The organism is Sphingomonas phyllosphaerae (assembly GCA_036946405.1).
Lineage (GTDB): Bacteria > Pseudomonadota > Alphaproteobacteria > Sphingomonadales > Sphingomonadaceae > Sphingomonas > Sphingomonas phyllosphaerae_D.
This window is the reverse complement of sequence record JAQIJC010000001.1, coordinates 1,931,938-1,956,473: the sequence shown is the minus strand read 5'-3', so window position 1 is coordinate 1,956,473 and position 24,536 is coordinate 1,931,938. Positions and strand designations below refer to the sequence as shown.

20 protein-coding genes are annotated in these 24,536 nt (G+C 67.0%); 9 read left to right on the top strand and 11 right to left on the bottom strand.

Annotated features, from left to right (window positions below; genetic code table 11):
* Window positions 1–20 precede the first annotated feature (20 nt).
* Genes PGN12_09470 through PGN12_09435 form a run of 8 tightly spaced genes read left to right on the top strand, consistent with a single transcriptional unit; the run spans window position 21 to window position 7,518 of the window.
* Window positions 21–497 carry a prepilin peptidase gene (locus PGN12_09470; GenBank protein ID MEH3104120.1) on the top strand — a complete coding sequence of 159 codons (477 nt, stop codon included), beginning with the start codon at window positions 21–23 and terminating at the stop codon, window positions 495–497.
* 48 nt (window positions 498–545) lie between these two features.
* Window positions 546–1,571 (top strand): Flp pilus assembly protein CpaB, encoded by a 1,026-nt coding sequence (gene cpaB / locus PGN12_09465; GenBank protein ID MEH3104119.1) that lies wholly within the window; start codon window positions 546–548, stop codon window positions 1,569–1,571.
* 1 nt (window position 1,572) lies between these two features.
* Window positions 1,573–3,111: a type II and III secretion system protein family protein gene (locus PGN12_09460; protein ID MEH3104118.1), complete on the top strand. Its 1,539-nt coding sequence runs from the start codon at window positions 1,573–1,575 to the stop codon at window positions 3,109–3,111.
* An 11-nt stretch (window positions 3,112–3,122) separates the two neighbouring features.
* Entirely contained in the window at window positions 3,123–3,758 is a 636-nt protein-coding gene (locus tag PGN12_09455; GenBank protein MEH3104117.1) for a CpaD family pilus assembly lipoprotein, read from the top strand.
* 1 nt (window position 3,759) lies between these two features.
* Window positions 3,760–5,031: a P-loop NTPase gene (locus PGN12_09450; GenBank protein ID MEH3104116.1), complete on the top strand. Its 1,272-nt coding sequence runs from the start codon at window positions 3,760–3,762 to the stop codon at window positions 5,029–5,031.
* Between the two features lie 31 nt (window positions 5,032–5,062).
* Window positions 5,063–6,031 carry a type II secretion system F family protein gene (locus tag PGN12_09445; protein MEH3104115.1) on the top strand — a complete coding sequence of 323 codons (969 nt, stop codon included), beginning with the start codon at window positions 5,063–5,065 and terminating at the stop codon, window positions 6,029–6,031.
* 1 nt (window position 6,032) lies between these two features.
* A complete protein-coding gene (locus tag PGN12_09440; protein MEH3104114.1) occupies window positions 6,033–7,016 on the top strand; it encodes a type II secretion system F family protein in 984 nt (327 codons plus the stop codon).
* Between the two features lie 52 nt (window positions 7,017–7,068).
* Window positions 7,069–7,518: a hypothetical protein gene (locus tag PGN12_09435; GenBank protein MEH3104113.1), complete on the top strand. Its 450-nt coding sequence runs from the start codon at window positions 7,069–7,071 to the stop codon at window positions 7,516–7,518.
* A 359-nt stretch (window positions 7,519–7,877) separates the two neighbouring features.
* Here the strand turns inward: PGN12_09435 and PGN12_09430 are convergent, their stop codons facing one another.
* The 7 genes from PGN12_09430 to PGN12_09400 all read right to left on the bottom strand — a co-directional run bounded on the left by PGN12_09430 (window position 7,878) and on the right by PGN12_09400 (window position 15,930).
* Window positions 7,878–8,852 carry a hypothetical protein gene (locus PGN12_09430; GenBank protein ID MEH3104112.1) on the bottom strand — a complete coding sequence of 325 codons (975 nt, stop codon included), beginning with the start codon at window positions 8,850–8,852 and terminating at the stop codon, window positions 7,878–7,880.
* Window positions 8,849–10,750, bottom strand: coding sequence for a S8 family serine peptidase (locus PGN12_09425; GenBank protein ID MEH3104111.1), 1,902 nt, complete (start codon window positions 10,748–10,750; stop codon window positions 8,849–8,851). Before PGN12_09425 ends, PGN12_09430 begins: the two co-directional genes overlap by 4 nt.
* A 514-nt stretch (window positions 10,751–11,264) precedes the next feature.
* Complete coding sequence (locus tag PGN12_09420) at window positions 11,265–11,513, bottom strand: hypothetical protein (protein ID MEH3104110.1); 249 nt, start codon at window positions 11,511–11,513, stop codon at window positions 11,265–11,267.
* A gap of 55 nt (window positions 11,514–11,568) precedes the next feature.
* The gene (locus PGN12_09415; GenBank protein ID MEH3104109.1) at window positions 11,569–12,930 is read right to left on the bottom strand and encodes a S8 family serine peptidase; all 1,362 of its coding nucleotides are present in this window, start codon (window positions 12,928–12,930) and stop codon (window positions 11,569–11,571) included.
* A gap of 1 nt (window position 12,931) precedes the next feature.
* Window positions 12,932–14,107, bottom strand: coding sequence for a patatin-like phospholipase family protein (locus tag PGN12_09410; GenBank protein MEH3104108.1), 1,176 nt, complete (start codon window positions 14,105–14,107; stop codon window positions 12,932–12,934).
* 2 nt (window positions 14,108–14,109) lie between these two features.
* Window positions 14,110–14,922, bottom strand: a complete 813-nt coding sequence (locus tag PGN12_09405) for a hypothetical protein (GenBank protein MEH3104107.1) — start codon at window positions 14,920–14,922, stop codon at window positions 14,110–14,112.
* 12 nt (window positions 14,923–14,934) lie between these two features.
* Entirely contained in the window at window positions 14,935–15,930 is a 996-nt protein-coding gene (locus PGN12_09400; protein MEH3104106.1) for a hypothetical protein, read from the bottom strand.
* Window positions 15,931–16,160: 230 nt separating this feature from the next.
* On the opposite strand from PGN12_09400, the gene PGN12_09395 reads away from it, so the two are divergent.
* Window positions 16,161–17,888 carry a hypothetical protein gene (locus PGN12_09395; GenBank protein MEH3104105.1) on the top strand — a complete coding sequence of 576 codons (1,728 nt, stop codon included), beginning with the start codon at window positions 16,161–16,163 and terminating at the stop codon, window positions 17,886–17,888.
* Between the two features lie 19 nt (window positions 17,889–17,907).
* Here PGN12_09395 and PGN12_09390 read toward each other — a convergent pair whose 3' ends face one another.
* The 4 genes from PGN12_09390 to ppdK form a co-directional block, all read right to left on the bottom strand.
* Window positions 17,908–19,734, bottom strand: coding sequence for a glycoside hydrolase family 15 protein (locus PGN12_09390; protein MEH3104104.1), 1,827 nt, complete (start codon window positions 19,732–19,734; stop codon window positions 17,908–17,910).
* Window positions 19,727–20,539 (bottom strand): glucose 1-dehydrogenase, encoded by an 813-nt coding sequence (locus tag PGN12_09385; protein ID MEH3104103.1) that lies wholly within the window; start codon window positions 20,537–20,539, stop codon window positions 19,727–19,729. Before PGN12_09385 ends, PGN12_09390 begins: the two co-directional genes overlap by 8 nt.
* 28 nt (window positions 20,540–20,567) lie before the next feature.
* Window positions 20,568–21,701 carry a Gfo/Idh/MocA family oxidoreductase gene (locus PGN12_09380; protein ID MEH3104102.1) on the bottom strand — a complete coding sequence of 378 codons (1,134 nt, stop codon included), beginning with the start codon at window positions 21,699–21,701 and terminating at the stop codon, window positions 20,568–20,570.
* Between the two features lie 100 nt (window positions 21,702–21,801).
* Entirely contained in the window at window positions 21,802–24,471 is a 2,670-nt protein-coding gene (gene ppdK, locus PGN12_09375) for a pyruvate, phosphate dikinase (protein ID MEH3104101.1), read from the bottom strand.
* Window positions 24,472–24,536: the final 65 nt, after the last annotated feature.

The following is a 24,536-nucleotide window of genomic DNA, read 5'->3' as shown; positions in this document are numbered from 1 at the left end:
TCCGTCTAGCGCCATGCGGCATGGGCTGGGGATTTCTTACATGGCTGTTGCCCGTGCTGATGGGGGTGCTGCTGCTGTCGGCAGGGATCCAGGACGTGCGCTCGCGTGAGATCGCCAATTGGAAGAATGCCGCGATCGCGCTGCTCGCCCCGCCATGGTGGATCGCGATCGGACTCGATCCCTGGCCGGGCATGGCGGTACAAGTCGGCGTCGCAATGCTGGTCTTCGCGCTGTTCGTCGGCGCGTTCGCGATGGGGCAGATGGGCGGCGGCGACGTCAAGCTGATCGGCGCATTGTCGCTGTGGCTCGCGCCGCTGCACCTGCTCGACATGTTGCTGGCGATGTCAGTGATCGGCGGCGCGCTGACGCTGGCGATGCTGATCGAACATCGCGTGCGGCGCAGCGCCGACGCGATCGAGGTGCCGTACGGCGTCGCGATCGCGATCGCCGGCCTGCTCGCGCTCCGCGAACCGCTCTTTAACCAATTTATCCAATAATCGCAGTCACACAGGCGCTGCAGGTGCGGCGCGGGGACAGGGTCATTCATGGACAGTCGCAAGCTCATTCTGCTGGTCGGTGCGCTGATGGTCGCCGCGATCACCGCGTTCGCCGCGCGCACGATGCTGGTCGGCTCGCCCGCCCCCGAAGCCGCCGCGATGGAGGCTGCCGCGCCGCGCATCGACGGACCGGAGGTGCTGGTCGCCACGCGCGCGCTGCCCGTCGGCACGATCCTCGACGCCAGCGCGCTGAAGTTCCAGCCGTGGCCCAAGGAGCTGGTCGAGAACGCCTATTACCTACGCAGCGGCACCGACATGGCGAAGCTGATTGGCACGGTCGTCCGGCTGCCGATCACCGCCGGGCAGCCGGTGACGCAGGGGCAGCTGGTGAAGCCGGGTGATCGCGGCTTCCTGGCCGCGGCGCTCGGCGCGGGGATGCGTGCGGTAACGGTGCCGGTGTCGGCGCAGACCAGCGTGGCGGGGTTCGTCTTCCCGGGCGATCATATCGATCTGATCCTGACCCAGTCGGTCGAAGGCGACGGACCGCCGCTGCGCGCCAGCGAGACGGTGATGCGCAACCTGCGCGTGCTTGCGACCGACCAGCGCACCACCGATCAGAAGGACGAGCAGGGCAATACCGTCGTCCAGACCTTTTCGACGATCACCGTCGAGGCGACGCCGAAAATCGCCGAGCAGATCGCGGTCGCGCAGACGATCGGCACGCTGTCGCTGTCGCTGCGGTCGCTCGCCGACAATGCTTCCGAACTCGATCGCGCGATCGCCTCCGGTGCGGTCAGCGTCGGCGAGGCGCATGACGCGAATGCCGAGGAAGCGGCGATCGACCGGCTCGCCAACATGCCGCAGACCGGCAACACCACTTATGCGGTCGGTGCCGATGTCTCGCGCTTCCAGCGGCGTACCGCGCCGCCGCGCAACAACGCATCGGCTCCGCCCCCATCGATGCCGGGGATGCCGGTGGCGGTCGCCGCGTCCGGCGCGATCGCCGCCGGTCCGAAGGTCCGGATCGCCCGCGGCAATGCCGTGACCGAAGTCTCCGTCGCAGGAAAGAACTAAGATGCGCTCCTCCCTGTTTCACGGCGCGGCGCTGGCCGTGGCGCTGACGGCGGCGCTCACGCCGGGCTCGATCGCTGCCGCGCCGCGCGCGGCGCAGCGTCCCGCCGCGGCGACGCGGCCGGTGGTGCGCAGCGGCCTGCCGCCGGTCGGCGTGACCAAGCCGAGCATCGAGAAGTGGCTGTCGATCGGCGAGGGCGAGCTTATCACCCTTCCCGCCGCGGTCAGCGAAGTGTGGACGTCAAACGCTGCCGCAGCGGACGTCTATGTCGCCAACCCGCGCCAAATCCACCTGTTCGGCAAGGCCGATGGCGAGGCCACGATCTTCGCCACCGATCGCGGCGGCGCGGTGATCTATGCCGCGACGATCCGCGTCGCGCAGAATTCGACGCAGATCGACCGGATGCTTCAGGCGGCGCTGCCCGGCAGCGACTTCCACGTCACGCTGGTCGGGCAGATCGCGGTCCTCAACGGCAATGCCGTTGCGCCGGCCGACGCCGAACAGGCGCAACGATTGGTCACCAGCCTGCTCAATCCCGGTGTCGATCCCAGTGCGGACAACGCTTCTCTCAAGATGGCCGTCATCAACCGCATCAAGGTGGCGACGCCGCTGCAGGTCAATCTGCAGGTCAAGTTCGCCGAGGTGAGCCGTTCGTTCCTCAAGAACATCGCGAACAACATCACGACGCGCACGCTGGGGAACCGCAACCCGATGCTCGGGCTCGGCTTCGGCCGGCAGGGCACGATCACCAACGTCCTGCCCGGCACCGATCCGAACATGCCGAACGGCGGCACCAGCTTCACGCTGCCGTCGGTCAACAGCGGTGGCGGGACGTTCAGCCTGTTCGGGCGGCTGCTCGGAACGGACTTCATCAACGCGCTCGACCTCGGCGAGACATTGGGTCAGGTGACGACGCTCGCCAACCCGAACCTGACCGCGCTGTCGGGCGAAACCGGCACGTTCCTGGCGGGCGGTGAGATCCCGATCCCGATCGCGCAGGCGCTGGGCACCAATTCGATCGAGTACAAGCAGTTCGGCGTCAGCCTCGCCTATACACCGACCGTGCTGTCGGACGGGCGGATCTCGCTGCGCGTCAAGCCCGAGGTGTCGCAGCTCGACTATGGCAATGCAGTGTCGGTAGGCAGCGCGCGGGTCCCGGCGCTGACCACGCGCCGCGCGGAGACGACCGTCGAGCTGGGTTCGGGGCAGAGCTTCATGATCGCCGGCCTGATGCAGAACACGCACAACAACAGCTATACCAAGACGCCGGGTGTCGGCGATCTGCCGATCCTCGGCGCGCTGTTCCGGTCGAACGGCTTCCAGCGCAACGAGACCGAGCTGGTGATCGTCATCACGCCGTATCTCGTCCGGCCGGTCAACGCCGCCGACGTCAAGCTGCCGACCGATGGCTACAAGGCACCGACCGATCTCGAGCGCGCGTTCCTCGGCAAGCTCGACAGCGGCAATCGTGCCGCCGACCGCCCGAAGCCGAAGCTCGACACCCCCGCCGCGCCCCCGGCGCCCGGCTTCTCGATCAAGTGAGAGAGCATCCCATGACCTCGCGTCCGCTCCTGCTTCTCCTCACGCTCGCCGTCGCGACACCGCTTTCGGGGTGCGGCGGCTATCGCGGGGTGGAGACCGTCCACCAGCCGGTCGTCTCGCACGCCGATTACGCGCTCGATCTGCTCGCAGGCCCCGATGGTCTTGGCGGCGGCGAGGCGCAGCGCCTGCGCGGCTGGCTCGATGTGCTTGCGCCCGCCCCCGGTGCGATGATCGCGATCGACGATCCCGCGGCCTCGCCCACCGCGCGCAGTGAGATCGCGGCGCTCGCCGCCGCCCGCGGGCTTCGGATCGCGAGCGACGCGCCGGCGCATGGCGCGACGCCGACGCCGGGCACGCTGCGGGTCGTCGTCACGCGCAGCACCGCGTCGGTCCCGAGCTGTGCGGTGCCGGCCGCGACCGCCACGCTGGTAAACTTCGATGCCCATACCAGCAGCGCGTTCGGCTGCGCGATCAACGGCACGCTGGCGGCGATGATCGCCGATCCCGACGATCTGATCCGCGGCAAGAACGATGACGGTTCGATGCCCGCGATCACCGCCACCAAATCGATCGGCGTGTGGCGCAAGGCAGCGCCGACCGGCGGCGGCGGCGCCGTCGTGAAGAGTGAATCGACGGGGGGCCGCTGACATGAACGCACCGTGGAAAGTCGCGGGCGCGGCGGCACGCGCGCCCTTTCTCGCCTTCTGCTGCGACGACAATGCCAGCATGACGCTGCGCGCGGTCGTCGACGAGCTCGGCTGGCCGCAGGAGAACGTCTACAAAGGCGGGCTGCGGCAGGCGGTGCAGACGCTCGCGGTGTCGTCGAGCCCGCAGCTGCTGTTCGTCGACCTGAGCGAAACCAGCGATCCGCTCGCCGACATCAACAGCCTCGCCGAAGTCTGCGAGCCGGGGACGATCGTGATCGCCGCCGGGCAGGTCAACGACGTCCGCCTCTATCGCGACCTGCTGGCGAGCGGCATCCACGACTACCTGCTCAAGCCACTCGGCGTCGATGCGGTGCGTGACGCCTTTGCGTCGGCGCAGGCGATGCTCAACTCGCCGCGCTATACCGATCCGTCCGCGGAACGCGTCCACTCGGCGCTGGCGGTGATCGGTTGCCGCGGCGGCGTCGGCGCGTCGACGATCGCGACCTCGCTGGCGTGGCAGATGAGCGAGGCCGGCAAGCGCTCGACCGCCCTGCTCGACCTCGACGTGCACTTCGGCACCAACGCGCTGGCGATGGACATCGAACCGGGGCGCGGCCTGATCGACGCGATCGACAATCCCAGCCGCATCGACGGGCTGTTCCTCGAACGCGCGCTGGTCCGCGCATCCGACAAGCTCTCGGTGCTGTCGGCGGAAGCGCCGATCAGCCATCCGATCGTCACCGACGGCACCGCTTACTATCAGCTGCAGGAGGAGCTGCGCAGCGCCTTCGACATGAGCATCATGGACCTGCCGCGCGCGATGCTGATCCAGCATCCGCACCTGATGACCGAGGTGCAGGCCGTGGTGCTGGTGACCGACCTGACGCTGGCGGCGGCGCGCGACACGATCCGGCTGCTGTCGTGGCTGCGCACCAACGCGCCGCAGGCGCAGGTCTGCGTCCTCGCCAACCGCGTCCAGCCGGGTGCGCAGCAGGAGGTGACGCGCAAGGATTTCGAAGGATCGATCGAACGCAAAATCGACGTCGTGCTGCCCTACGATCACCGGCTGGCATCGCAGGCCGCGAAGCTCGGCAAGACGATGGCGGCGGTCGGCAAGGGGTCGAAGACCATGGCGCCGCTGGTCGAACTCGCCGGGCGATTGCTGGCGGCGACCGGCGACGATCCGATGCCGCTGAACCGCGGCGGGGCGCGTGGCGGCTCGCTGATCGCGCGCATCGCCGAGCTGATCGCGAAGAAGCCGGCCCAGAAATGACGACCCACGCCCCTCATCCCGCGGAGCCGTCATGTCGCCGCTGATCCTGCTGATCCTGGCCGCGGGGATGACGCTGGGGCTGTTCGTCTTCGCGCTGGCCGGACCGTCGACGCAAAAAGCTGGCGCGCGTCGCCTGGCGGTGCTGCGCGAGCGGCACGTTGCCGCACCGACGAACACGATCGAGGCGCAGATGCGTCGGATCACCGGGCGGAGCGCGACGCGCGCCGACCTGGCCATGACGCGCATCCTGCCCAACGCCGCCGAGTTGCGGAAGCGGCTGTCGATGACCGGCAAGGCGTGGACGGTCGGGCAATATGGCATCGCCGCAGGGACGATCGCGGTGGTGACGCTGCTGCTGCTGCTGGTGCAGGGCGTGACGGTGCTGATCGCCTTGCCGGTCGGCATGATGCTGGGCGCGATGATCCCGCATGTCACGGTGGCGTTCCTCATCAAGCGGCGGGTCACGGCGTTCATCGCCAAGTTCCCCGATGCGATCGAATTGCTGGTCCGCGGGCTCCGCTCGGGCCTGCCGATCTCGGAGACGATGCAGGTCGTCGCCGCCGAGGTGCCGGGTCCGGTCGGCGAGGAATTCCGCTCGGTATCCGACAAGATGCGGATCGGCCGCGGGATGGACGTCGCGTTGCAGGAGACCGCCGACCGACTGATGACCGCCGAATTCCAGTTCTTCGTCATCACGATCGCGATCCAGCGCGAAACCGGCGGCAACCTGGCCGAGACGCTCCAGAACCTCGCGACGGTACTACGCCAGCGCGGGCAAATGAAGCTGAAGATCAAGGCGATGTCGTCGGAATCGAAGGCGTCCGCCTATATCATCGGGTCGCTGCCGTTCATCGTCTTCGCACTGATCTATTCGATCAACCCGCCGTACATGCAGACGTTCTTCAGCGACGCGCGACTGTCGATCGCGGCCGTCGGCGGCCTGATCTGGATGTCGATCGGCGCCTTCATCATGTCCCGTATGGTAAGCTTCGAGATCTGATATGCCCACGCTGTTCGGCCTCGATGTGCTGCTACTTGCGACGCTGCTGCCCGCGCTTGGCGCCGCACTGCTCGTCGGTGGCTATGCCACGCGCGCGTTGCGCGATCCGATGACGCGGCGCGTCCGCACGCTCAACGATCGCCGCGAGCAGCTGAAGGCGGGCATCACCGCCTCGACCGCGAAGCGGCGTACCAAGCTGGTCCACCAGAGCAATGCCGCCGACCGCGTCCGCGCCCTGCTGTCGTCGCTGCGCGTCTTGCAGGACGAACAGGTCAAGGATGCGCAACGCAAGCTGATCCAGGCCGGCATCCGCAACAAGGAATGGGCGGTCGCGGTGATCTTCGGCCGGCTGGTGCTGCCGATCGTGTTCGGCGGCCTGATGGTGATCTGGGTCTATCTGCTCGACGCCTTTCCCGAATGGGGCGCGCTCAAGCGCTACGGGCTGGTCGCGGGCACGTTCGTGCTCGCCTACAAGGCACCCGACATCTATCTGAAGAACAGGATCACCAAGCGCACCGACGGGATCCGGAAGGGGCTTCCCGACGCGCTCGACCTGCTCGTGATCTGCGCGGAGGCCGGCTTGACCGTCGACGCCGCCTTCCACCGCGTCTCGCGCGAGCTGGGCAAGGCCTATGCCGAACTGGGCGAGGAATTCGCGCTGACGGCGATCGAGCTGGGGTTCCTCACCGATCGGCGGCAGGCGTTCGAGAATCTCGCCAGCCGGGTCGACCTCGATGCGGTGCGCGGCGTCGTGACGACGATGATCCAGACCGAAAAGTACGGCACGCCGCTCGCCAGCGCGCTGCGCGTGCTCTCGGCGGAATTTCGTCACGAGCGGATGATGCGTGCCGAGGAGAAGGCGGCGCGGCTGCCGGCGATCATGACGGTGCCGCTGATCATGTTCATCCTGCCGGTGCTGTTCATCGTCATTCTCGGCCCGGCGGCTTGCTCGCTCAACGACTCCTTCATCAACGCCAAGCCGTAGGAACAGCCGCTCCACTGCGTCGTTCAGCCACGATCACGAGTGGAGGTCCGTCATGCTGTTCACCACGACGACGCAATATATCGCACTGGCGATCGCGCTGGTCGCCGGCTGGTTGTTCGGTCTGGCAAGTCATCCCGGCGGGCGGAAGTGGAAGGCGCGCTATGTCGCCGAACGCGACGCCCATGCCGTGACCAGCAAGCGGATTACCGAACTCGAGCGCGATCACGACACCGCCACCCGCCGCGCGACGGAATTGGAACGCGACCACGGTACCGTCGGGACGCGGGTTACCGAGCTGGAACGCGAACGCGATCTCGCCAACGAACGCGTCGCGGAGCTGAAGCGCGAGAACGACGAGCTGGAGCGCGAGAACAGCCGCCTTTCGGCCGCGCGTCCCGTCGCCGAGGATCGCTTCATTCGCGACGACCGGCCGTATGATGGCGATCGCTACGATGGCGATCGGCTGGCACCCGGGCATCCGCGCGATCGCGGCTTCATCTGACAGGGTTTCAGGGTGTGATCCTTCCAAGCTGAAGCATCACCCCGGCGAAAGCCGGGGCCCAGTTGGGGACGCTGATGATGTAGGTCGCGCCTTAATTTCGTAGACCTTTCCAACTGGGCCCCGGCCTTCGCCGGGGGTGACGATGGGAAGTGGTTCAAACCGGGTGAATTACACTCTAGGGTGTGATCCATCCCGCCTCAACCATCTCCCGCCGTCATCTCGGCATGATACCTGAGGTGAGATGACGTAAGGTTGGATACACGGTTCGTCATTGCGAGCGTGGCGACGCAATCCCGTGCCGAACCAGGACGCTCTGGATTACTTCGCTACGCTCGCAATGACGGATCAATTAGACCTTATCATGCTCTGGGGGACTGTGTGGTGCGATCGGCTTCGATCAGTCGATGCGCCAACGCGCGCGCGATGGGTTGGCCGGTTGCATCCTCGACAAACAGCCACTGGCCGGCCGGATTGACCTCGAGGAACACCCATTCGTCATTGTCGGTCACGCGAAAGTCGGCGGCACCATAGACGATCCGCAATGTGCGCATCAGCGCCATCATGGCGGTCCGTACCTCTTCAGGCACATCGATCGGCGTGATTGCCGTGTTGAGCACGTCCATGCGGAAATCGAGCGGATAGCGGCTTTGCTGGCTGTGGATCGCCGCCGCGAACAGTTCCTCTCCGACGATCGTCAATCGCACGTCATAGCGTGCCGGGACGAACGCCTGAAGGATGAGCGGAGCGAAGCGGAACGCGGACAGGTCTCCGGTCTGCTCGGGGCGAAGCAACCGCGTCTCGCGCCAGTCCGCCTCGGTTCCGCCGAACGCCTTGTAGATCAGCGCCTGACCCGCGTGCTGCGCGATGAACGCGGCTGCGGCGTCGGGATCGCTGGTCATGCACGTCGCGGGGACGGTAAGCCCGCACTCACGGGCAAGCTTCAGCTGCAAGGGCTTGCGATGCGCGCGCTCGTCCCACAGCGGCGGATTGATCCACTCGGCGTCCAGGAGATGCCAGAGTCCTGCGATCGCATCACCGCATTCGCCGGCCGCGAACGAACCGTAGCCCGGGTCGGCGAGTTCCGGGTGCAGCCGGAACGGCTGTGGTCGTCGCCACCACACGGCACCGACCGCATCGAAATCGAGCGTCTCGCCGTCGTCGGGCCAGCGCATCGACAGCGCCGGATCGGCGACACCGTCCATCGTCATGGTCAGATGCGCGCGACACGGGAAATCGGAGAGGTTCAATATTCGTGCGCTGCCGCCCGCGCCAGCGATCTCGGCGATCACGGCGCGGGCGTGCACGTCGTCCGGGTGACTGACGATCAGGATCACGGCGTCGGGCGCTGACCGTAAGCCGCGACCAGTTCGCTGTAGCTGGCCGCCACGGCATCGAACTCGGAGGTCACTTCCGCCAGTTGCGCCTGCGCCTGAGCGATCGTCTCCGACAATTCGTGCGCGGTTTCGTTGCACTGCTGAAGCTGCGCTTCATAGCTTTCGATGATCGCCGCATATTCCGCCGCCTCGGGACCGCCGTCCGCCGCGTCGTCACCGAACGGCGTGTCGGTCGCCTCATGCGGGTGCTGGAGAACAAATGGAGAAGGGCCTCGCCCACTACCATTCGCTCCGAACTCCTGCCCCGGGCGTCCGGGATCGATCGGGATGCGCGGTCCGACATCGCCGGAAATCGATGTCGTCGGACGGTCGATCGCACCGATCGTGCCGCGGTCGGCGGTGACGATGGTGATCCGGTCGGTGACCGGGCTGGTCGCAATTCGATCGATGATCGGGCGCGTGATCGTATCGTTGATGCTGCCAGTGATCGTGTCGCTGGTCACGATCGTGATGCGGTCCGATGTGGGCGAGGTGATCCGGTCCGCAATGATCCCGGTCAGCACGTTGCCCTTGATATGGGCGACCGCCGCCTTGCCCTGGACGATACCGCTGCCAGAATGCTGGTCCCACCCGCCGGGGCCGATGTTCTTGGCGGTGGCCTTGAGGCTCGCCTTAATCTTGGCCTGCGTCGCCGATGGCTTGGCCTGCTTCATCAGCGCCACCAGCCCTGCCACCACCGGGCAGGCGGCGGAGGTGCCGCTGTCGGATCCGAAGAACCCGGTGAAGTGGGTGATGCCGCAGATATCGGGCTTCTGCGGATGCAGGGCAGCCGGGCCCTGACTGCTATAGCCGACAAATTGTTCCAGCCGATTAACCGCGCCGACGGTGATGACCTTCTCGTGCCCGTTCGCGCCCCAGATGTCCTTGCCCGGGCCCTTGTCCGCGGCGCATTTGGTGCCGCCGCACGTCAGCCCACAATTGCCCGCGGCGAACAGCACGATCATCCCGGCGTCGATGCACTCCACCACCTTCTTGGTGAAAGGGTGGTCGGGATTGGTGGCGTAATCCGGTGCCCAGGCTTTCTGCCACATGCCCCAGGAATTGGACAGGATCTGGGGCTTGCCGGTCGATTTGAACAGGTTGAGCGCCCATTGATAGGCCTGCAACGCCTGTCCCACCGATTCGCCATCGCTGATGCGCATGTCGTAGATCTCGGCCTCGGGTGCCATGCCCAGCGCGTCGGTGGCGGTCATGTTGCCGTGCCATCCCCACGACGCACCGGTCGTTCCCCAATCGGCGACCGGCCAGCCCTTGGTGACTTGCGGGATCAGCTTGTTGGGCCAATCGGGATGCGTGGTGTCGCTGTTCCTGATCGTCCGCCCCGCCGCGGTGATGCCGCCGTCGACGATGCCGATCGCGATACCGGCCCCCTTGGTCCCCTGTGCCCAGACCTCGTTGATCTTCAGATACGCGACCACATCCGCGATCGTCCCCTTCGGCACGTTCGATGCGCAGTCGCACGGCGGGATCGGACAATCACCGGGAGCGAAGCTGCTATCGTTGCCGGGACCATCGACCTCGTCCGTGCCGAAATGGTCGATCGGTGCATCGCTCCAGACCGCCACGACATCGGGCTGCGCGCGGAGCGCCTCGATCTGGTCGGCATCGATCGTACCGCGGACCGTGTAGGTCGTGTCCTCCGCCCCCATGCCCGCGGCAGCGATCCCGGCCGGTGCGGCGCCGGGGACCGGCTGGAACGATGGATCGATCTCGACCGGTGGTCCGCCCAGCCCGCGCGCGCTTTCCATCGCGAGGATGCCGGGCGTACCCGACTGCACGCGCATCTCGATCAACACGGTCATCCGGCCGCCGTCCTGGCGCGCCATTTCTTCGGTCATCATGCCCTCCCTCGATGAGTTGCCGGCACACGAACGCCACCACGACCGGTTGCCGGAACCGGTCGGCCGCAATAATCCTATTTGTTCACTTCACGAAATCACGCGCAAGTCGAAGAACGCCGAGTCTTTCTTGCTTTACGCTACGGAAAGTACACCCGTCGAAAGGTCGCTGGAACAGCTTTTATTTACATGATCTTCGCGGCACAGAAGGTGATCTTTTCCATGAAGTGGCAGCCCTTCTGCCACAGTCACGGTTGCTGCCGGGGCGAACGTCGACAGCTTTCCCATAAAGAACCGCTTCGGGCATCACCGACCCGTCTGCGTCGGGCTACGTTTGCGACATGGGAGGATCGTGTCGGCAAGACTTGCCGAAGCCGCCGACCGCCTTGCGGTGCGCACTCGGCACAGCCGGCGGGCGAACGACTGCGATGAGGCACGACGGGCCGCGATATGGCTCCGCCGCCCGCGACGCCGGCGTCGTCCGAGCCGATTGCCTTTGCCGGGGTATCGGGTCTTACAGAGCCCTGAAGGGCTGGTCCGTCTCGATCGACGCCACGCCCGGAACGCGGCGCATCGTGGCGAGGTCGGATGTCCGAGCCTCGCCGGCGATCACGCCGCCGAGTTGGAAGGTCTCCACGTCGTCAAGACCGCATTCGGCGAGCCTGGACGCGATCTGATGCAGAGAGCCCTCGACGCTTTGCTGCTCGACAGTGACGAGCACCCGCTGCTTCTCTTCGGCTCGGTTGACCATTTCGCGCACCATGCAGTCGATAACCTTAGCGAATATAGTGTCTCCCGCTCGTTTCGCCTAGGGGCGATCAGACTTGCGCCAGCCCCGCGCCCGTATCGCTGGCGGGGAAGGACAGCGGGCTCGCGCGCGACACGAGCAGGCGCCAGAGGTCCCCGGCCGACATCGTCGGGTTGGCCTCCTTCAGCAGCGCGGCGATCCCGGCGACATGCGGCGTCGCCATGCTGGTGCCGCTGATCGTGTCGTATTGCGCGGCCCATTGCCGGAAATGGGGAGGCTGGATCGGTGCCGTCGGCTCCGGGGCCGAGGAGTAGATTTCCACGCCGGGTCCGGCGATATCGACCGCGGCGTCGGGATTGATCGCGGCGTTCGAGAAATCCGCGACCCGCAGGTTACGGTCGACCGCCGCCACCGCCATGATCGACGGGCAATTGGCGGGATTGCTGACCGGCTTGATGACGCCCTGGCTACGGCGACTGTCGTTCCCTGCTGCCGCGATGATGAGCGACCCTTGCTGAAGCGCAGCCCGCGCGGTGTTCTCGAACGCCGCCGAATAGCTCTGCCCCGGCAGCACCAGCCCGCCGAGCGACATCGAGATGATGTGGCAGCCGTTGCGGACCGCCCATTCGATCCCGGCCAGCGTCGACCGCCCGAGAGCGGAGCCCTGGTTGGTGAGCACCTTGCCCACGAAGATCTCGGCCTCGTGCGCGATGCCATAGCGTGGCCCGCGGATCGGCGTCTTCGGACCGCACGCGGTGCCGGCGCAATGGGTACCGTGTCCGTTGTCGTCCTGCACGTCCTGCCCGGGGATGAAGGAGGCGTGCGTCACGGCCCGTCCGCGAAAGTCGGGGTGATCGAGGTCGAGCCCCGTGTCCAGGATCGCGACCCTGACGCCGCGGCCTGATAGCAGCGAGGTGTCCACCTTCGTCGCCTGCAACCCCCATGTCGTCTGCTGACTGTCCGCATAGCCCCCGACGCCGCTGCCGGCGATCAACCCGGGCGTGGCGCCTCTCCCTTCGAAGGCCCGGCTGTAAAGATGGTCGACGGCATCCTTGTAGCCGCGCAGATACGCCCCGAAGTCGTTCGGAAGATCGTCGGCGAAGGCGAAGAAGATCGGTTCCGGCTCGACCGCGCGCACCGGCGCGGGGGACGCCGGAAGGCTGGCCACGCCGACCTCCTGATCCGGATCGAGTTCGGCGATGGCGACTCCCAGATTGGCGAAGACGGTCATGCCGGCACCGCGAAGCCGCTCCACGTCGACGGCGGTGCTGAAGTCCGCCGCATAGGCGACATCCTTCACCCCGGCGCTGTTGGTGATCGCGGCGACCGCATCGCCGACCGACTCGGGCTCGAAGGTAATGAGCATACCGGGCGTGAGATCATAGCCGCCAACCTTGATCGGCTGGGCGCGCGTGCCGGGTCGTCTCGACATGTCAATGCTCCTCGCTGTGTGCCGGGGTGTGATAGACGCCCCACGGATCGCCGTTTTGCCACCGCGCCTGTCCGTAGCGGCGCAGGCACGCCATCACCGTGGGGCTGAACACCTCGCTCTCTTCGTCCTGCGGCGCCTCGCAATCATGCCCCGCGGCGGTCGCGACCTTGGTGGTCATCCCGGGGAAGCGGCTCGCAACCGCGAAGACCGAAGAAAGCTCGACCTGGTTGAAGACGATGCTTCTGAGGCGATTGACCGTCGGGAGCAGCTTGGGCGGAAGCGCGGCCACACGCGTCGGCGTCACGTCGCCGTTCATCAGCACGTAGATGGTTCCCTTGCGCGCGCCGGCATCGAGCGCGCGGCCGGCGGCCTCCTGGATCTCGGTCACGAACACCGACTGCCGGACTCCGCCATCCAGATACGGCTTACCCGAAACCTGAACTTGCCTGAAGACGATCGGAACGGCAGCGGAGGAAAGCAGCGCGCCGACGTAGCAATCCTCGCGCTCCGGACCGGTCAACTCGCGCGCCATGCGCGTCAGATCGAACGCGTACATCCTGCCGTCGAGCCCATCGACCGCACCGACCAGCAGCCGCCGCCCGGCATTCTCCGGGGCCGCGACCTGATCGAGCAGCGGGCGCAGTCGTGTGCGCAGGTATCCTTCGAGCGGGCCGATGTCGGCCATCGACGCATGGTTGAGGAAGAACAGGTTTCCATGCCGTCGCACCAGCTGACGCTCGTTCGTGATCGAATAGGCGTCGAGCAGGGCCTGATCCTGCCCGCGACCGAGGAAGGCGAAGGTCGCCTGAAGCGCCCCGGTACTGACGCCAGTCACCACGTCGAAGCGCTCGGGTCTCGTCGAAGCACCCGTGCCCCGCTCGGACCAACCCTTCAGAAAGCCGGCACCGAATGCTCCCCACTGCCCGCCTCCGGAAAGCACCAGAAAGCTGGACGAACCCTCGCTTCCGGCGGCCGCGGTCTGCGGGAAGGATTGCGCGAAGACCTCGACGAGCGGCGAACCGACGGTCGCGGCACCGATATCACCGCCCGACCCCGGCGTCTCGCCGACCGGTATGCGAAACCGGTCGAACGAGCCGCACCTGATCGCGAGCGGACGATCCGTCGCACAGCCCGCCAACCCGAGCGCCAGGAAGATCGTCAACAACTTGCCCTGCATGTCTATGCCCCCTGCTTGTCGACACCATCGACGCGTGCGACGACCTGCGGCGCGATCCACGCCCAGACGAGTGCGAGCGCGGCTGCCACCGCCCGGGCGGCCTGCGTCGGCTCGTTGCCGGGAAGGATCCAGTCACCGAGCATCACGACCCAGATCAGGAACGAAACGACTGCGGCGATCACGGCCGCATATTGCGGCCGGCCGCCAGCGACCGGCTGGGTCGCGATCCACCGCACCCATGCGACCGCAACGGCCACCACCAGCGCGAACCACCAGCGCGGGACGTCCACCATCCGAAGGAAGGCAGCGCCGGCCGGGTAGACCGAGAGCGCCTCGGCCGGAAAGAGCTTGGCCAATTGCGCCAGCATCTGCTCGCGTCCGCCCGCTTCGCCGGGCGCGCCCTGCGCCGCCATCCCGCCGCGCCCTTCAGGGCCGACCCGCAGCGCTCCACGCAGCGCCCATTTGCCACGCGGCTCCCCGGCGGCGTTCGCGACGGTCCGGCTGGTCGCCACGTCGATCGCCGCGGCCGCCTTGTCACATGCCGTCAAGGCGGCGTTGAGCGACCGATCGTCTTGCGGATCGGCCGCGCCCACCACCGTCGTGGCGTCGCGGCACAGGGTCACCAAAGGATCATAGGTGGGCGAGTCGCCACCATGCGCCGGCGACGCCGAGAAGTCGCGCATGACGGTGACGAGCCGCAGATGATGCGTAAGGACGATCTGCCGCCGGTCGAAATCCAAGGCCCGCCCGGACATGGCGTACATGGCGTCCGACACCGTCCCGGCCGCAGCCACCACCTGAGCAACGCTTGCCATGCTCTCCTCCCCTCAGAATGCCGAGACGATCGCGCCGACGGCAGTGAATGCCCGCCAGAGCCGCTTGCGAACGAGCGCGGCGCGCTCGCGCTTCTCCTTTTCATTGAATTTGCCGGCGAGAACCCGGCGCAGGTCGCGCTGCGCATCGAGCACCCGGTCCAGCGACCCGGTCAGCGCTGCCCCCAGCGCGTCGGCCGAGTCGGCGGCACGCCGCGCTTCGACAAGACCGACGATGAGCACGCGCCTGCTCTCGAAATCCTGCGGCCGCCACGGAGCGCGTTCGGCGATCGCATAAGCCTGCGCGGCGTGCTGCAGGTCGGGTTTCGCCCAGACCGTTTGCCATTCCATGATCTGGGCCTTGAGCGAGGCGACGACGGTGTCGAGTCGACCCGCATTGTCGGCCTCGAGCCGTCGAAGCCGTCGCGCCTTGGCTTGCTCGACGGAAAGATCGGTCGCGAGTTGCAGCAGGTCGGTGGCGGCCTTTACCTGTGCGTCCGACAGGCTCTTCAGCTCGGGCAGCTGCACCCCCACCGCCTGCGCCGTGGTTCTCGCGTCTGCGATGTGCCCTTTCAGCTCCGCGACGTCCTTCGCGACGTCGGGCGTCTTGACCTGCAGGATGGTGTCGAGAATTTCCAGATATTCCGACATTGCCACCACCAGCGCCAATGTCGGCTCGAGCGTCCGCTTGCTGATCGGCGCGATGGGGAGATCGAACGCGCTGTAGCCCGGCGGTACGGGCGCTCCGCGCGCCAGACACATCGACCGGACCATTTCGCCGGTCACGAAGCGATCCCGCACGGCGATGCGGATCTTGTCGCCCCATTCGCAGCCCGGATCGCTGGCGACGAGCGCGACGTTCGTGGCAAGGTTTTGCTGCTGGACCCGGTCCAGATAGGCGCGCACATCCCGTGCTGCCGCCGCCCCGGCGACGGACACGTCCTGCCCGCGGTCGAGCACGATCGCGTTTCCCGCGCAGCCCGCCAGAGCGACAGACAGAGCCACTGCCATCAGCGGCCGGCGTCGTCGTCCGGCCCGTACAGGTCGCTTGCTTTCCGCCCCCAGCATCCGACTTCCCCCTCCGTCGCCCGGGTGGAGGACATGCACCAGACTCAACCGCAACGCGTGAATGCGGAGTCCGCCAGGCGTGAAAAAGCGATGGCGTTCAGCAAAGTAGCTGCTAGCCTTGTGCAAACCGCAGAGGGGGGCTCTGACAGGTGGGGGGAGTTTTTCGACTCAGGTTGCTCGGGCCATTCGCGCTGTTCGCGCCATCCGGCGCGCGCGTGGCGATCCCGAGCCGCAAGTCCGTGGCCCTGCTCTCGCTCGTCGCAATGGCACGGGCCGGTGAGCGGGATCGCGCGTGGCTCCAGAACCATCTCTGGTCGAACCGTCCGGTCCAACAAGGCCGCGCCAGCCTTCGGCGCGAACTGGCGAATCTTCGGACGCAGCTCGTCGCCGCCGACGCCGGTCACCTGCTGGAAACCTGCCATTCGCGCGTGCGGCTCAATCTGGTCGACCTGATCGTCGACGTTCGCGAGCTTGAACGGGAGTTGGCAGCGACCGGGGGCGCGACAAGCGCCGTGCCCGACGAATTGCTCGAAGGCATCGACTTGCCCGGCGAGGAACCTTTCGAAGACTGGCTCCGCGAGCAGCGGTTGTGGATCACGGAGGTCGTCGGTCGCGCGTCGCGGGAGGCTCGCGCTCGCCAGACGCCCGGTGTCGCGAAGGACAGCGGATCGGCGGCCCCTTCCTGCGACGACGCCCCGGTCGCGATGCACGTGCGGCCGTCGGTTGCGGTGCTTCGCCTTTCCTCCGCGTGCGACATTCTGGCCGACGCGGTCGGCGAAGGCATTACCGACGAAATCGGCGTCGCGCTGTCACGCTTTTCGACGCTGTCGGTCGTAAGGGGCGGGCTGCCACCCCCTGCAAAATGTGCCGACCGCGCACAACTCTGTCGCGAGTTGAAGGTGCGCTATCTCCTCGAAGGTGGCATTCAACGGTGCGGGGGCGACGTGCGCGTGAACGTCAGGCTGATCGATGGCGTGGCGGGAGAGCAAGTCTGGGCCGAGCGGTTCGACGGCAATCTGGCCGAACTCTTCGCCTTTCAGGACCGCATCGGCGAGGCGGTGTCGCTGCTTGTCGATGCGTCGATCGAGCAGGCGGAGCGGCAAAAGGCCGTGCATGGCCCCCTCGCGCCTGACGACGCCTGTCGCCTTTATTGGCGTGCCAGCGCGCTCCTGCGAAGCTTCGATCGCGACTCCATCGTGCAGGCAGCAAGACTGGCCGAGCAGGTACTCGACGTCGAGCCGGACAATGCATGGGCATCGTCGCTCGCGGCCTTCTGCCACGCGATTTCGTGGGCCGACGATGCGGCCACCGCACGGGCGCGTGCGCTCGCGCTCCACGAGCATGCGATGCGCCACGGCGGGAATGACCCTGTCGTGCTCGGCTATGCCGCCGGTACGATCCTGGCGCTGTCGGGCGACGTTGCGCTCGCCGATCATCATATCGAGCGAGCGTTGAAGATTCAGCCACGCTCGGCGACCACGTTGTTCTGGGGCGGCTGGGTTGACCTCGCAGCCGGACGGACGGCCCGCGGCCTGCTACGCTTCGAAGCGGCGCTCGGCCTCCATCCGCGTTCGGGGGTCAGGCCACTCGCGCTGACCGGCATGGGGCTCTGTCTGCTGCTGTCCGGCAGGTATGACGATGCAGTCGTGCCCCTCCTCGAAGCCGAGCAGCATCTACCAGGGCACGGCCCGATCGTGGCGGCGCGGGCTCTGGCGCTGCTCGGCACCGGCAGACGGGCGGACGGCATGGCCTGCCTTCAACAGCCGAATGCCGTCGGTGGCGTGACGACGATCGCTCGCTTCCTACGCTCGGCACCGCATGTCGAGCTGCTGGCGACGTTGCTGGCGCCGCTACGCATCGAAGGCGAACCCAACGCTCGCGGGCGAAAGGTGGGATCGTAGCGCCGTTCGTGTCAGGCGGTCACGGCTGCCAGTTCGGTCGATAGCGCGGATCGAGGCATCGGTCGGTGAAATAGGCCGCGCTGATGAAGGCGAGATGCGTCAGCGCCTGCGGGAAGTTGCCGAGCGGCTGGCCACGTCGATCCAGCTCTTCCGAAAACAGCCCGAGCGGATTGGCATAGGCCATTCCCTTGGCGAGCACCAATTGCGCCTCGTCGGTGCGGCCGGCGCGCGCAAGGCATTCGGCGTACCAGAAGGTGCAGGTGGTGAACGCCCCCTCCCCTCCTTCCAGCCCGTCGGCGTTGCAATAGCGGTAGATCAGCCCATCGTCGCGCAAGTGCGTGCCGATCGCGTCGAGCGTCTTCAGCCACACTGGATCGGTCGACGACACGAACCGCACCAGCGGCATCATCAGCAACGCCGCGTCCAGCTCGGTGCCGCCACGCGACTGGACGAAATAACCGTGTTCGGGATGGCGGAAGTTCGCCCAGACATCCGCGACGATCGCATCGCGGCTTTCCGCCCAGGCGACCAAAGGCGCAGGCAACGAGCGCTTCTTGGCCAGCCGGATCGCGCGATCGAGCGCCACCCAGCACATTACCCGTGAATGCAGGAAATGGCGGGGCTCGCCGCGCATCTCCCAGATGCCGGCGTCGGGCGCTTCCCAATGCGCGATGACGTAATCGACGACATTGCAGAGGTGCAGCCAGCCATCGTGGCTGATCGCCGCGCCGTATTTGTTCGACAGGTAAACGCTGTCCAGCAATTCGCCGAAGATATCGAGCTGGCTTTGCGCGTGCGCTGCGTTGCCGATCCGCACCGGTCTGCTGCCGGCATAGCCCGCCAGATGCGGCAGTTCCTGCTCGTCAGCCGCCTCGCTACCGTCGAGCGCATACATGATACGGATGGGGTCGTCGGGTCCTGCCGCCATCACGCGCGCACCGGCCCAGCGGCGAAAATGCTCGGCTTCCTCGATGAAACCCAGCCGCATGAACGCGTAGACGGTGAAGGACGCATCCCTGATCCACGTCGCGCGATAATCCCAATTGCGTCCCGCGCCGGTCGCCTCGGGCAACGAAAAGGTCGCCGCCGCCGCGATCGAGCCATGCCGCGCCGATGTCAGCAACTTGAGCGCCAGTGCCGACCGCAGCATGTCCTCGCGCCACCGTCCGGTATACGTCGAGCGCCCCACCCAGCGCCGCCACGCCGCGGTGGTCGATATCACTTCCGCCTCGATCAGCGCGTCGTCGGGCGCGACGAGCGTGTCTTCGCCCAAGACGAACCAGGCGCTCTGCCCCGCGGCCAAGGTGAAGTCGGTCGCCGCGCGCCCGTCGTCGCAGCCGAGCGGCACCGACGCCAGCAACCGCATCGCCAGATCCTTACCGGCAAAGCGCACCCCGCCGTCGATCGGTGCGACCTGCGGCACCTCACGCGCATAATCGAAGCGCGGCGCGCACGACGCGGCGAACGTGATCGTCCCGCGCGTTACCGTGACCCGCCGGATCACGCAGCGCGCGCCGCGATCGGGATGCACGCGCGCCTCGGGATGCGGCATCAGATCGACCAGTTCGGCGCTGCCATCCTCCGCCATCCACCGCGTCATCAGGACGTTCGTGTCGGGAATATAGAGCTGCATCACCTCAGGTTCGGCGAGATCCGGCCGGATCGAGAATGCCCCGCCCTCGCCATCGAGCAGATCGGCGAACACCGTCGGACTATCGAGCGAGGGCCAGCACAGATAGTCGATCGTCCCGTCGCGCGCGACGAGCGCGGTGGTTTCGAGATCGCCGATGATCCCGTGATCGCCGATGCTGCGCAGCGCCGGCACGGTGCCGCCGCGGCTATCCATTGTCGCGGAATTCAGGGTAGAGCGACATGCCGCCGTCGACGAACAACGTCGTCCCCGTGACGTAATCCGCCGCATCCGATGCCAGCCAGACCGCGGCGCGCGCGACGTCCTCCGGCTCGCCGATCCGCCCGTACGGGATCAGCCGCAGCAGCTTCTCGAGCGCCGCGTCGCTCTCCCACGCGTCCTTGTTGATCGGAGTGCGGATGGCGCCCGGCGCGATGGCGTTGACGCGGATGGCGTCCCCCGCCACCTCCTGCGCCAGCGAGCGCGTCAGCATCCGGATACCGCCCTTGGCGGCGGCATAATTGACGTGCCCGGCCCATGGGATGACCTCGTGGACCGAACTCATCGCAATGATGGTTCCCGCGCTGCGCGCCGGGCGCGCTGCCGCGGGCTGCGCACGGAAGCGACGCACCGCTTCGCGCGCGCAAAGAAACTGGCCGGTCAGATTGATGTCGATGACGGCATTCCAGTCGGCGAGCGACAGGTCGGCGATCGCCGCATCCTTCTGCACGCCCGAGTTGGACACCAGCACGTCGACGCGCCCGAATGCCTCGGCAGCAGCGTCGAACAACCGCACGACGTCCGCCTCGTCGGACACGTCCGCCTGCACGGAGATCCCCTGCCCGCCGCGCGCGACGATCCGCGCGGCGAGCGCCTCGGCACTGTCGCGATCGGACCGGTAGTTGATCACGACCGCCGCCCCCGCGCCCGCCAGCGCGTCGGCCACGGCGAGCCCGATCCCCGAACTCGCCCCGGTGACGATCGCCGTATGCTGCGCCAACGGCTGCTTCGCGTCGGACATGACCGATCCTTTCGTCGCCAGAACTCGATCAGTCACCGGTCGGTGGGGCGGCGTTGACAGGATCGGGCGCCGACACCGCCCGCAGCGTCTGCTCTTGAACATCGGGATCGATCCGCCGCGTGCGCCCGACCGAGGCGATCTTCACCGCCTGCTTCGTCTCGAGCGCCGCGACGATCGCCTCGATCACCAGCAAGTCGGCAAGCCCCTCTTCGCCGTCGGGCTCAGGCAGGCGATCCTCTAGGATGCAGTCGGAGAAATATTTCAGCTCGCCGCCGAACTGGTCGGTGGCCTTGAACGTCTCCGCACTGTCCTTTTCACCGATACGACGACGATGCGCGAGACCCTGGCCGAAGCCGAAGGCCGGATCCATCTGGATCGAGCCCTTGGTGCCGGCGATCGTCAGGATGTCGACGTTATTGGCATAATAGCTGACCGTGAATTGCGCGAGGCGGCTCCCCGGCATCCGCAGCGTCACCGCAAAAGTGTCGTCGAGGTCACCGAACCCCGCGTCCGGATGGCGCGTCGCGACCGCCGACACCACCTCGAGCGGTTCGGCCCCGAACAGATAGCGGATCGCGTTGATCGGATAGGGTGCCATGTCGAACAACGGCCCCGCCTCGATCCCGTTGGTCACGCGATGGTTGGCGGGATCGACCATCTGCGTGAAACAGGCGGTGAAGGCGATCAGCTCGCCCAGTTCGCCGGCCCGTATCCGCCGGATCGCGTCGAGCGTCGCCGGCTCGAAATGCAGGCGGTAGGCGGTCATCAGCTTCGCCTTGCCCCTGTCGGCAGCCGCCATGATCTCGCGCGCCTTCTCGGACGACACGTCGAGCGGCTTTTCGCTCAACACATGGATGCCCGCCTCAAGCGCCGGCACCGCGAATTCCGCGTGTCGCCAATTGGGGGTGGCGAGATAGATCGCATCGATCTCGCCCGATGCCAGCAGTGCCGGAAACTGATCGTAGCTATAAAGATGCTTGATGCCGTAATGTTTACCCAGCTTGTCCAGCTTCTCGGGATCGCCCGACACGAGCGCGGTCATCGTCGAATTGCCGGTATGCGACACACCCGGCATCAACGCTTCCTGCGAAATGTCGCCGAGCCCGACGATAGCGTAGCGGACCTTTCGGCCGCCAAGGCCGAGTGCCGAAGCGATGCTCATACGTAACTCCTGATCGGGCAAGTCGGGCGAAACCGCGCCACCCCCGCGGATGGTTCCCGCGGGATCAAGGTTTTGTATGGCCGCGCGCCCGGCCGCTACGTCAGGCGTGGGCCTTCAGCGCCGCCTGCGCCGCCGCCAATCGTGCGATCGGTACGCGGTAGGGCGACGCCGAGACGTAATCGAGCCCGACCTGTTCGCAAAAGGCGATCGATGCCGGATCGCCGCCGTGCTCGCCGCAGATACCCAGCTTGATGCCGGGGCGGGTCTTGCGCCCGCGCTCGGCGGCGATCTCGACCAGTTCGCCGACCCCCTCGACATCAAGGCTGACGAACGGGTCGCGCGCGTAGATGCCCTTTTCCACATAGGCGCCGAGAAAGCGGCTGGCATCGTCGCGGCTGACGCCCAGCGTCGTCTGCGTCAGGTCGTTGGTGCCGAACGAGAAGAACTCGCCCGCCTCGGCGATCTCGCCCGCGCGCAACGCCGCGCGCGGCAGCTCGATCATCGTACCGACCAGATAGTCGAGCGTCCGCCCGCGCTCGGCGAATACCGCTTTGGCGGCGGCGTCGACGACGATCTTCATCAACTCCAGCTCGCGCTTGGTGCCGACCAGCGGGATCATCACCTCGGGGATCGGCGCCTCGCCGGATTTCTCGGCAACGTCGATCGCCGCCTCGAAGATCGCGCGCGCCTGCATCTCGTAGATTTCGGGATAGGTCACGCCCAGCCGGCAGCCACGATGCCCGAGCATCGGGTTGAATTCGTGCAGCTCGGCCGCGCGGCGCTTCAGCTGGTCGACCGACAGCCCGGTCGCACGCGCGACCTCGGCGAATTCGTTTTCCTCGTGCGGCAGGAATTCGTGGAGCGGCGGGTCGAGCAATCGCACCGTCACCGGCAGCCCCGCCATCACCTCGAAGATCGCGGTGAAATCGGCGCGCTGTTCGGGGAGCAGCTTCTCCAGCGCCGCCCTCCGCCCCGCCTCATCCTCGGCAAGGATCATCTGGCGCACCGCGGTGATCCGCGCCGCGTCGAAGAACATATGTTCGGTGCGGCACAGCCCGACGCCCTCCGCACCGAAATCGCGCGCGGTGCGGCAATCGAGCGGCGTCTCGGCATTGGCGCGGACCTTGAGACGGCGCACGCCGTCAGCCCATTCCATCAACGTCCCGAAATCGCCGGCCAGCTCGAGCTGGATCGTCGCCACCTCGCCGACCATCACCTCGCCGGTCGCGCCGTCGATCGTCAGCGTCTCGCCCTCGCGCACCTCGCGGGCACCAACGCGCAACACCTTGTCCTTGGCGGAGATCGCCAGCGAGCCAGCGCCCGACACGCACGGCCGCCCCATTCCGCGCGCCACCACCGCGGCGTGGCTGGTCATCCCGCCCCGCGCGGTGAGAATGCCCTTTGCGGCGTGCATCCCGTGGATGTCCTCGGGGCTGGTCTCGGTACGGACGAGGATCACCGCCTTGCCGTCCGCCGCCATCCGCTCGGCGGTGTCGGCGTCGAACACCACCAGCCCGCTTGCCGCACCCGGCGAGGCGGGCAGCCCCTTGGTCAGCACGTCGCGCGCCGCCTCGGGATCGAGCGTAGGGTGGAGCAACTGGTCGAGCGCCTGCGGCTCGACACGCGCGATCGCTTCCTCGCGCGTGATAAGTCCCTCGCTCGCCATCTCGACCGCGATCTTGAGCGCGGCCTTGGCGGTGCGCTTGCCCGAGCGGGTCTGGAGCATCCACAATTTGCCGCGCTCGACCGTGAACTCGATGTCCTGCATGTCGCGGTAGTGCGTCTCGAGCTTGTCGAAGACCGCCGCCAGCTCGGTATAGACCTCCGGCAGCGCCTCTTCCATCGACAGCGGCTTGGCGCCGGCTTCCTCGCGCGCCGCTTTGGTCAGATATTGCGGGGTGCGGATGCCAGCGACGACGTCCTCGCCCTGCGCATTGATGAGGAATTCGCCGTAATAAGCGCGGTCGCCCTTGGCGGGATCGCGGGTGAAGGCGACGCCGGTCGCGCTGGTGTCGCCCATGTTGCCGAACACCATCGCCTGCACGTTGACCGCGGTGCCCCAGTCGCCGGGGATATGGTTGAGGCGGCGATAGACCTTGGCGCGCTCCGACTGCCACGAGCCGAACACCGCGCCGACCGCGCCCCACAGCTGGTCATGCACGTCCTGCGGGAACGGCTTGCCCCATTCCTGCTCGACCAGCCGCTTGTATTCGGCGACCAGTTCGCGCCAGTCCGCCGCCGACAGCTCGGTATCGAGCGTGTAGCCGCGGTCTTCCTTGGCGATCTCCAGCGCTTCCTCGAACGCGCCGTGGTCGAGTTCGAGCACCACGTCCGAATACATCTGGATGAAGCGGCGATAGCTGTCCCAGGCGAAGCGTTCGTCGCCGCTCGCCGTCGCCAGCCCCTCGACCGTCTGGTCGTTGAGCCCGAGGTTGAGGACGGTGTCCATCATCCCCGGCATCGACACCCGCGCGCCCGACCGCACCGACACCAAAAGCGGATCGGCGGCGTCGCCAAACCGCTTGCCGGTCACGCGCTCGATATGCGCGATCCCCTCGGCGACCTCGGCCTTCAGCGAGTCGGGGAAGCGCTCGCCTTCCTCATAGTAACGCGCGCACATTGCGGTCGAGATCGTGAAGCCGGGCGGCACCGGCAGGTCGATCGACGCCATCTCGGCGAGGTTCGCGCCCTTGCCGCCGAGCAGGTTCTTGTCGCCCTTGCCCCCGTCGGAGACGCCGCCACCGAAGCGATAGACGTAACGCTGGGTCATCGTGCCAAGTCCTTGATCTCGCGTCGATTGCCTACGCGAATGTTGCGAAAGTTGAGACGCTGGCG

Excerpts from the sequence above, each read along its gene's own strand:
- ppdK (MEH3104101.1), bottom strand. The coding sequence starts at position 24,471 with ATGACCCAGCGTTACGTCTATCGCTTCGGTGGCGGCGTCTCCGACGGG.
- PGN12_09405 (MEH3104107.1), bottom strand. The coding sequence starts at position 14,922 with ATGGCAAGCGTTGCTCAGGTGGTGGCTGCGGCCGGGACGGTGTCGGAC.
- PGN12_09440 (MEH3104114.1), top strand. The coding sequence starts at position 6,033 with ATGCCCACGCTGTTCGGCCTCGATGTGCTGCTACTTGCGACGCTGCTG.
- PGN12_09400 (MEH3104106.1), bottom strand. The coding sequence starts at position 15,930 with ATGGCAGTGGCTCTGTCTGTCGCTCTGGCGGGCTGCGCGGGAAACGCG.
- PGN12_09385 (MEH3104103.1), bottom strand. The coding sequence starts at position 20,539 with ATGTCCGACGCGAAGCAGCCGTTGGCGCAGCATACGGCGATCGTCACC.
- PGN12_09425 (MEH3104111.1), bottom strand. The coding sequence starts at position 10,750 with ATGACCGAAGAAATGGCGCGCCAGGACGGCGGCCGGATGACCGTGTTG.
- PGN12_09435 (MEH3104113.1), top strand. The coding sequence starts at position 7,069 with ATGCTGTTCACCACGACGACGCAATATATCGCACTGGCGATCGCGCTG.
- cpaB (MEH3104119.1), top strand. The coding sequence starts at position 546 with ATGGACAGTCGCAAGCTCATTCTGCTGGTCGGTGCGCTGATGGTCGCC.
- PGN12_09470 (MEH3104120.1), top strand. The coding sequence starts at position 21 with ATGGGCTGGGGATTTCTTACATGGCTGTTGCCCGTGCTGATGGGGGTG.
- PGN12_09445 (MEH3104115.1), top strand. The coding sequence starts at position 5,063 with ATGTCGCCGCTGATCCTGCTGATCCTGGCCGCGGGGATGACGCTGGGG.
- PGN12_09415 (MEH3104109.1), bottom strand. The coding sequence starts at position 12,930 with ATGTCGAGACGACCCGGCACGCGCGCCCAGCCGATCAAGGTTGGCGGC.
- PGN12_09390 (MEH3104104.1), bottom strand. The coding sequence starts at position 19,734 with ATGGATAGCCGCGGCGGCACCGTGCCGGCGCTGCGCAGCATCGGCGAT.
- PGN12_09380 (MEH3104102.1), bottom strand. The coding sequence starts at position 21,701 with ATGAGCATCGCTTCGGCACTCGGCCTTGGCGGCCGAAAGGTCCGCTAC.
- PGN12_09420 (MEH3104110.1), bottom strand. The coding sequence starts at position 11,513 with ATGGTGCGCGAAATGGTCAACCGAGCCGAAGAGAAGCAGCGGGTGCTC.
- PGN12_09410 (MEH3104108.1), bottom strand. The coding sequence starts at position 14,107 with ATGCAGGGCAAGTTGTTGACGATCTTCCTGGCGCTCGGGTTGGCGGGC.
- PGN12_09460 (MEH3104118.1), top strand. The coding sequence starts at position 1,573 with ATGCGCTCCTCCCTGTTTCACGGCGCGGCGCTGGCCGTGGCGCTGACG.
- PGN12_09455 (MEH3104117.1), top strand. The coding sequence starts at position 3,123 with ATGACCTCGCGTCCGCTCCTGCTTCTCCTCACGCTCGCCGTCGCGACA.
- PGN12_09450 (MEH3104116.1), top strand. The coding sequence starts at position 3,760 with ATGAACGCACCGTGGAAAGTCGCGGGCGCGGCGGCACGCGCGCCCTTT.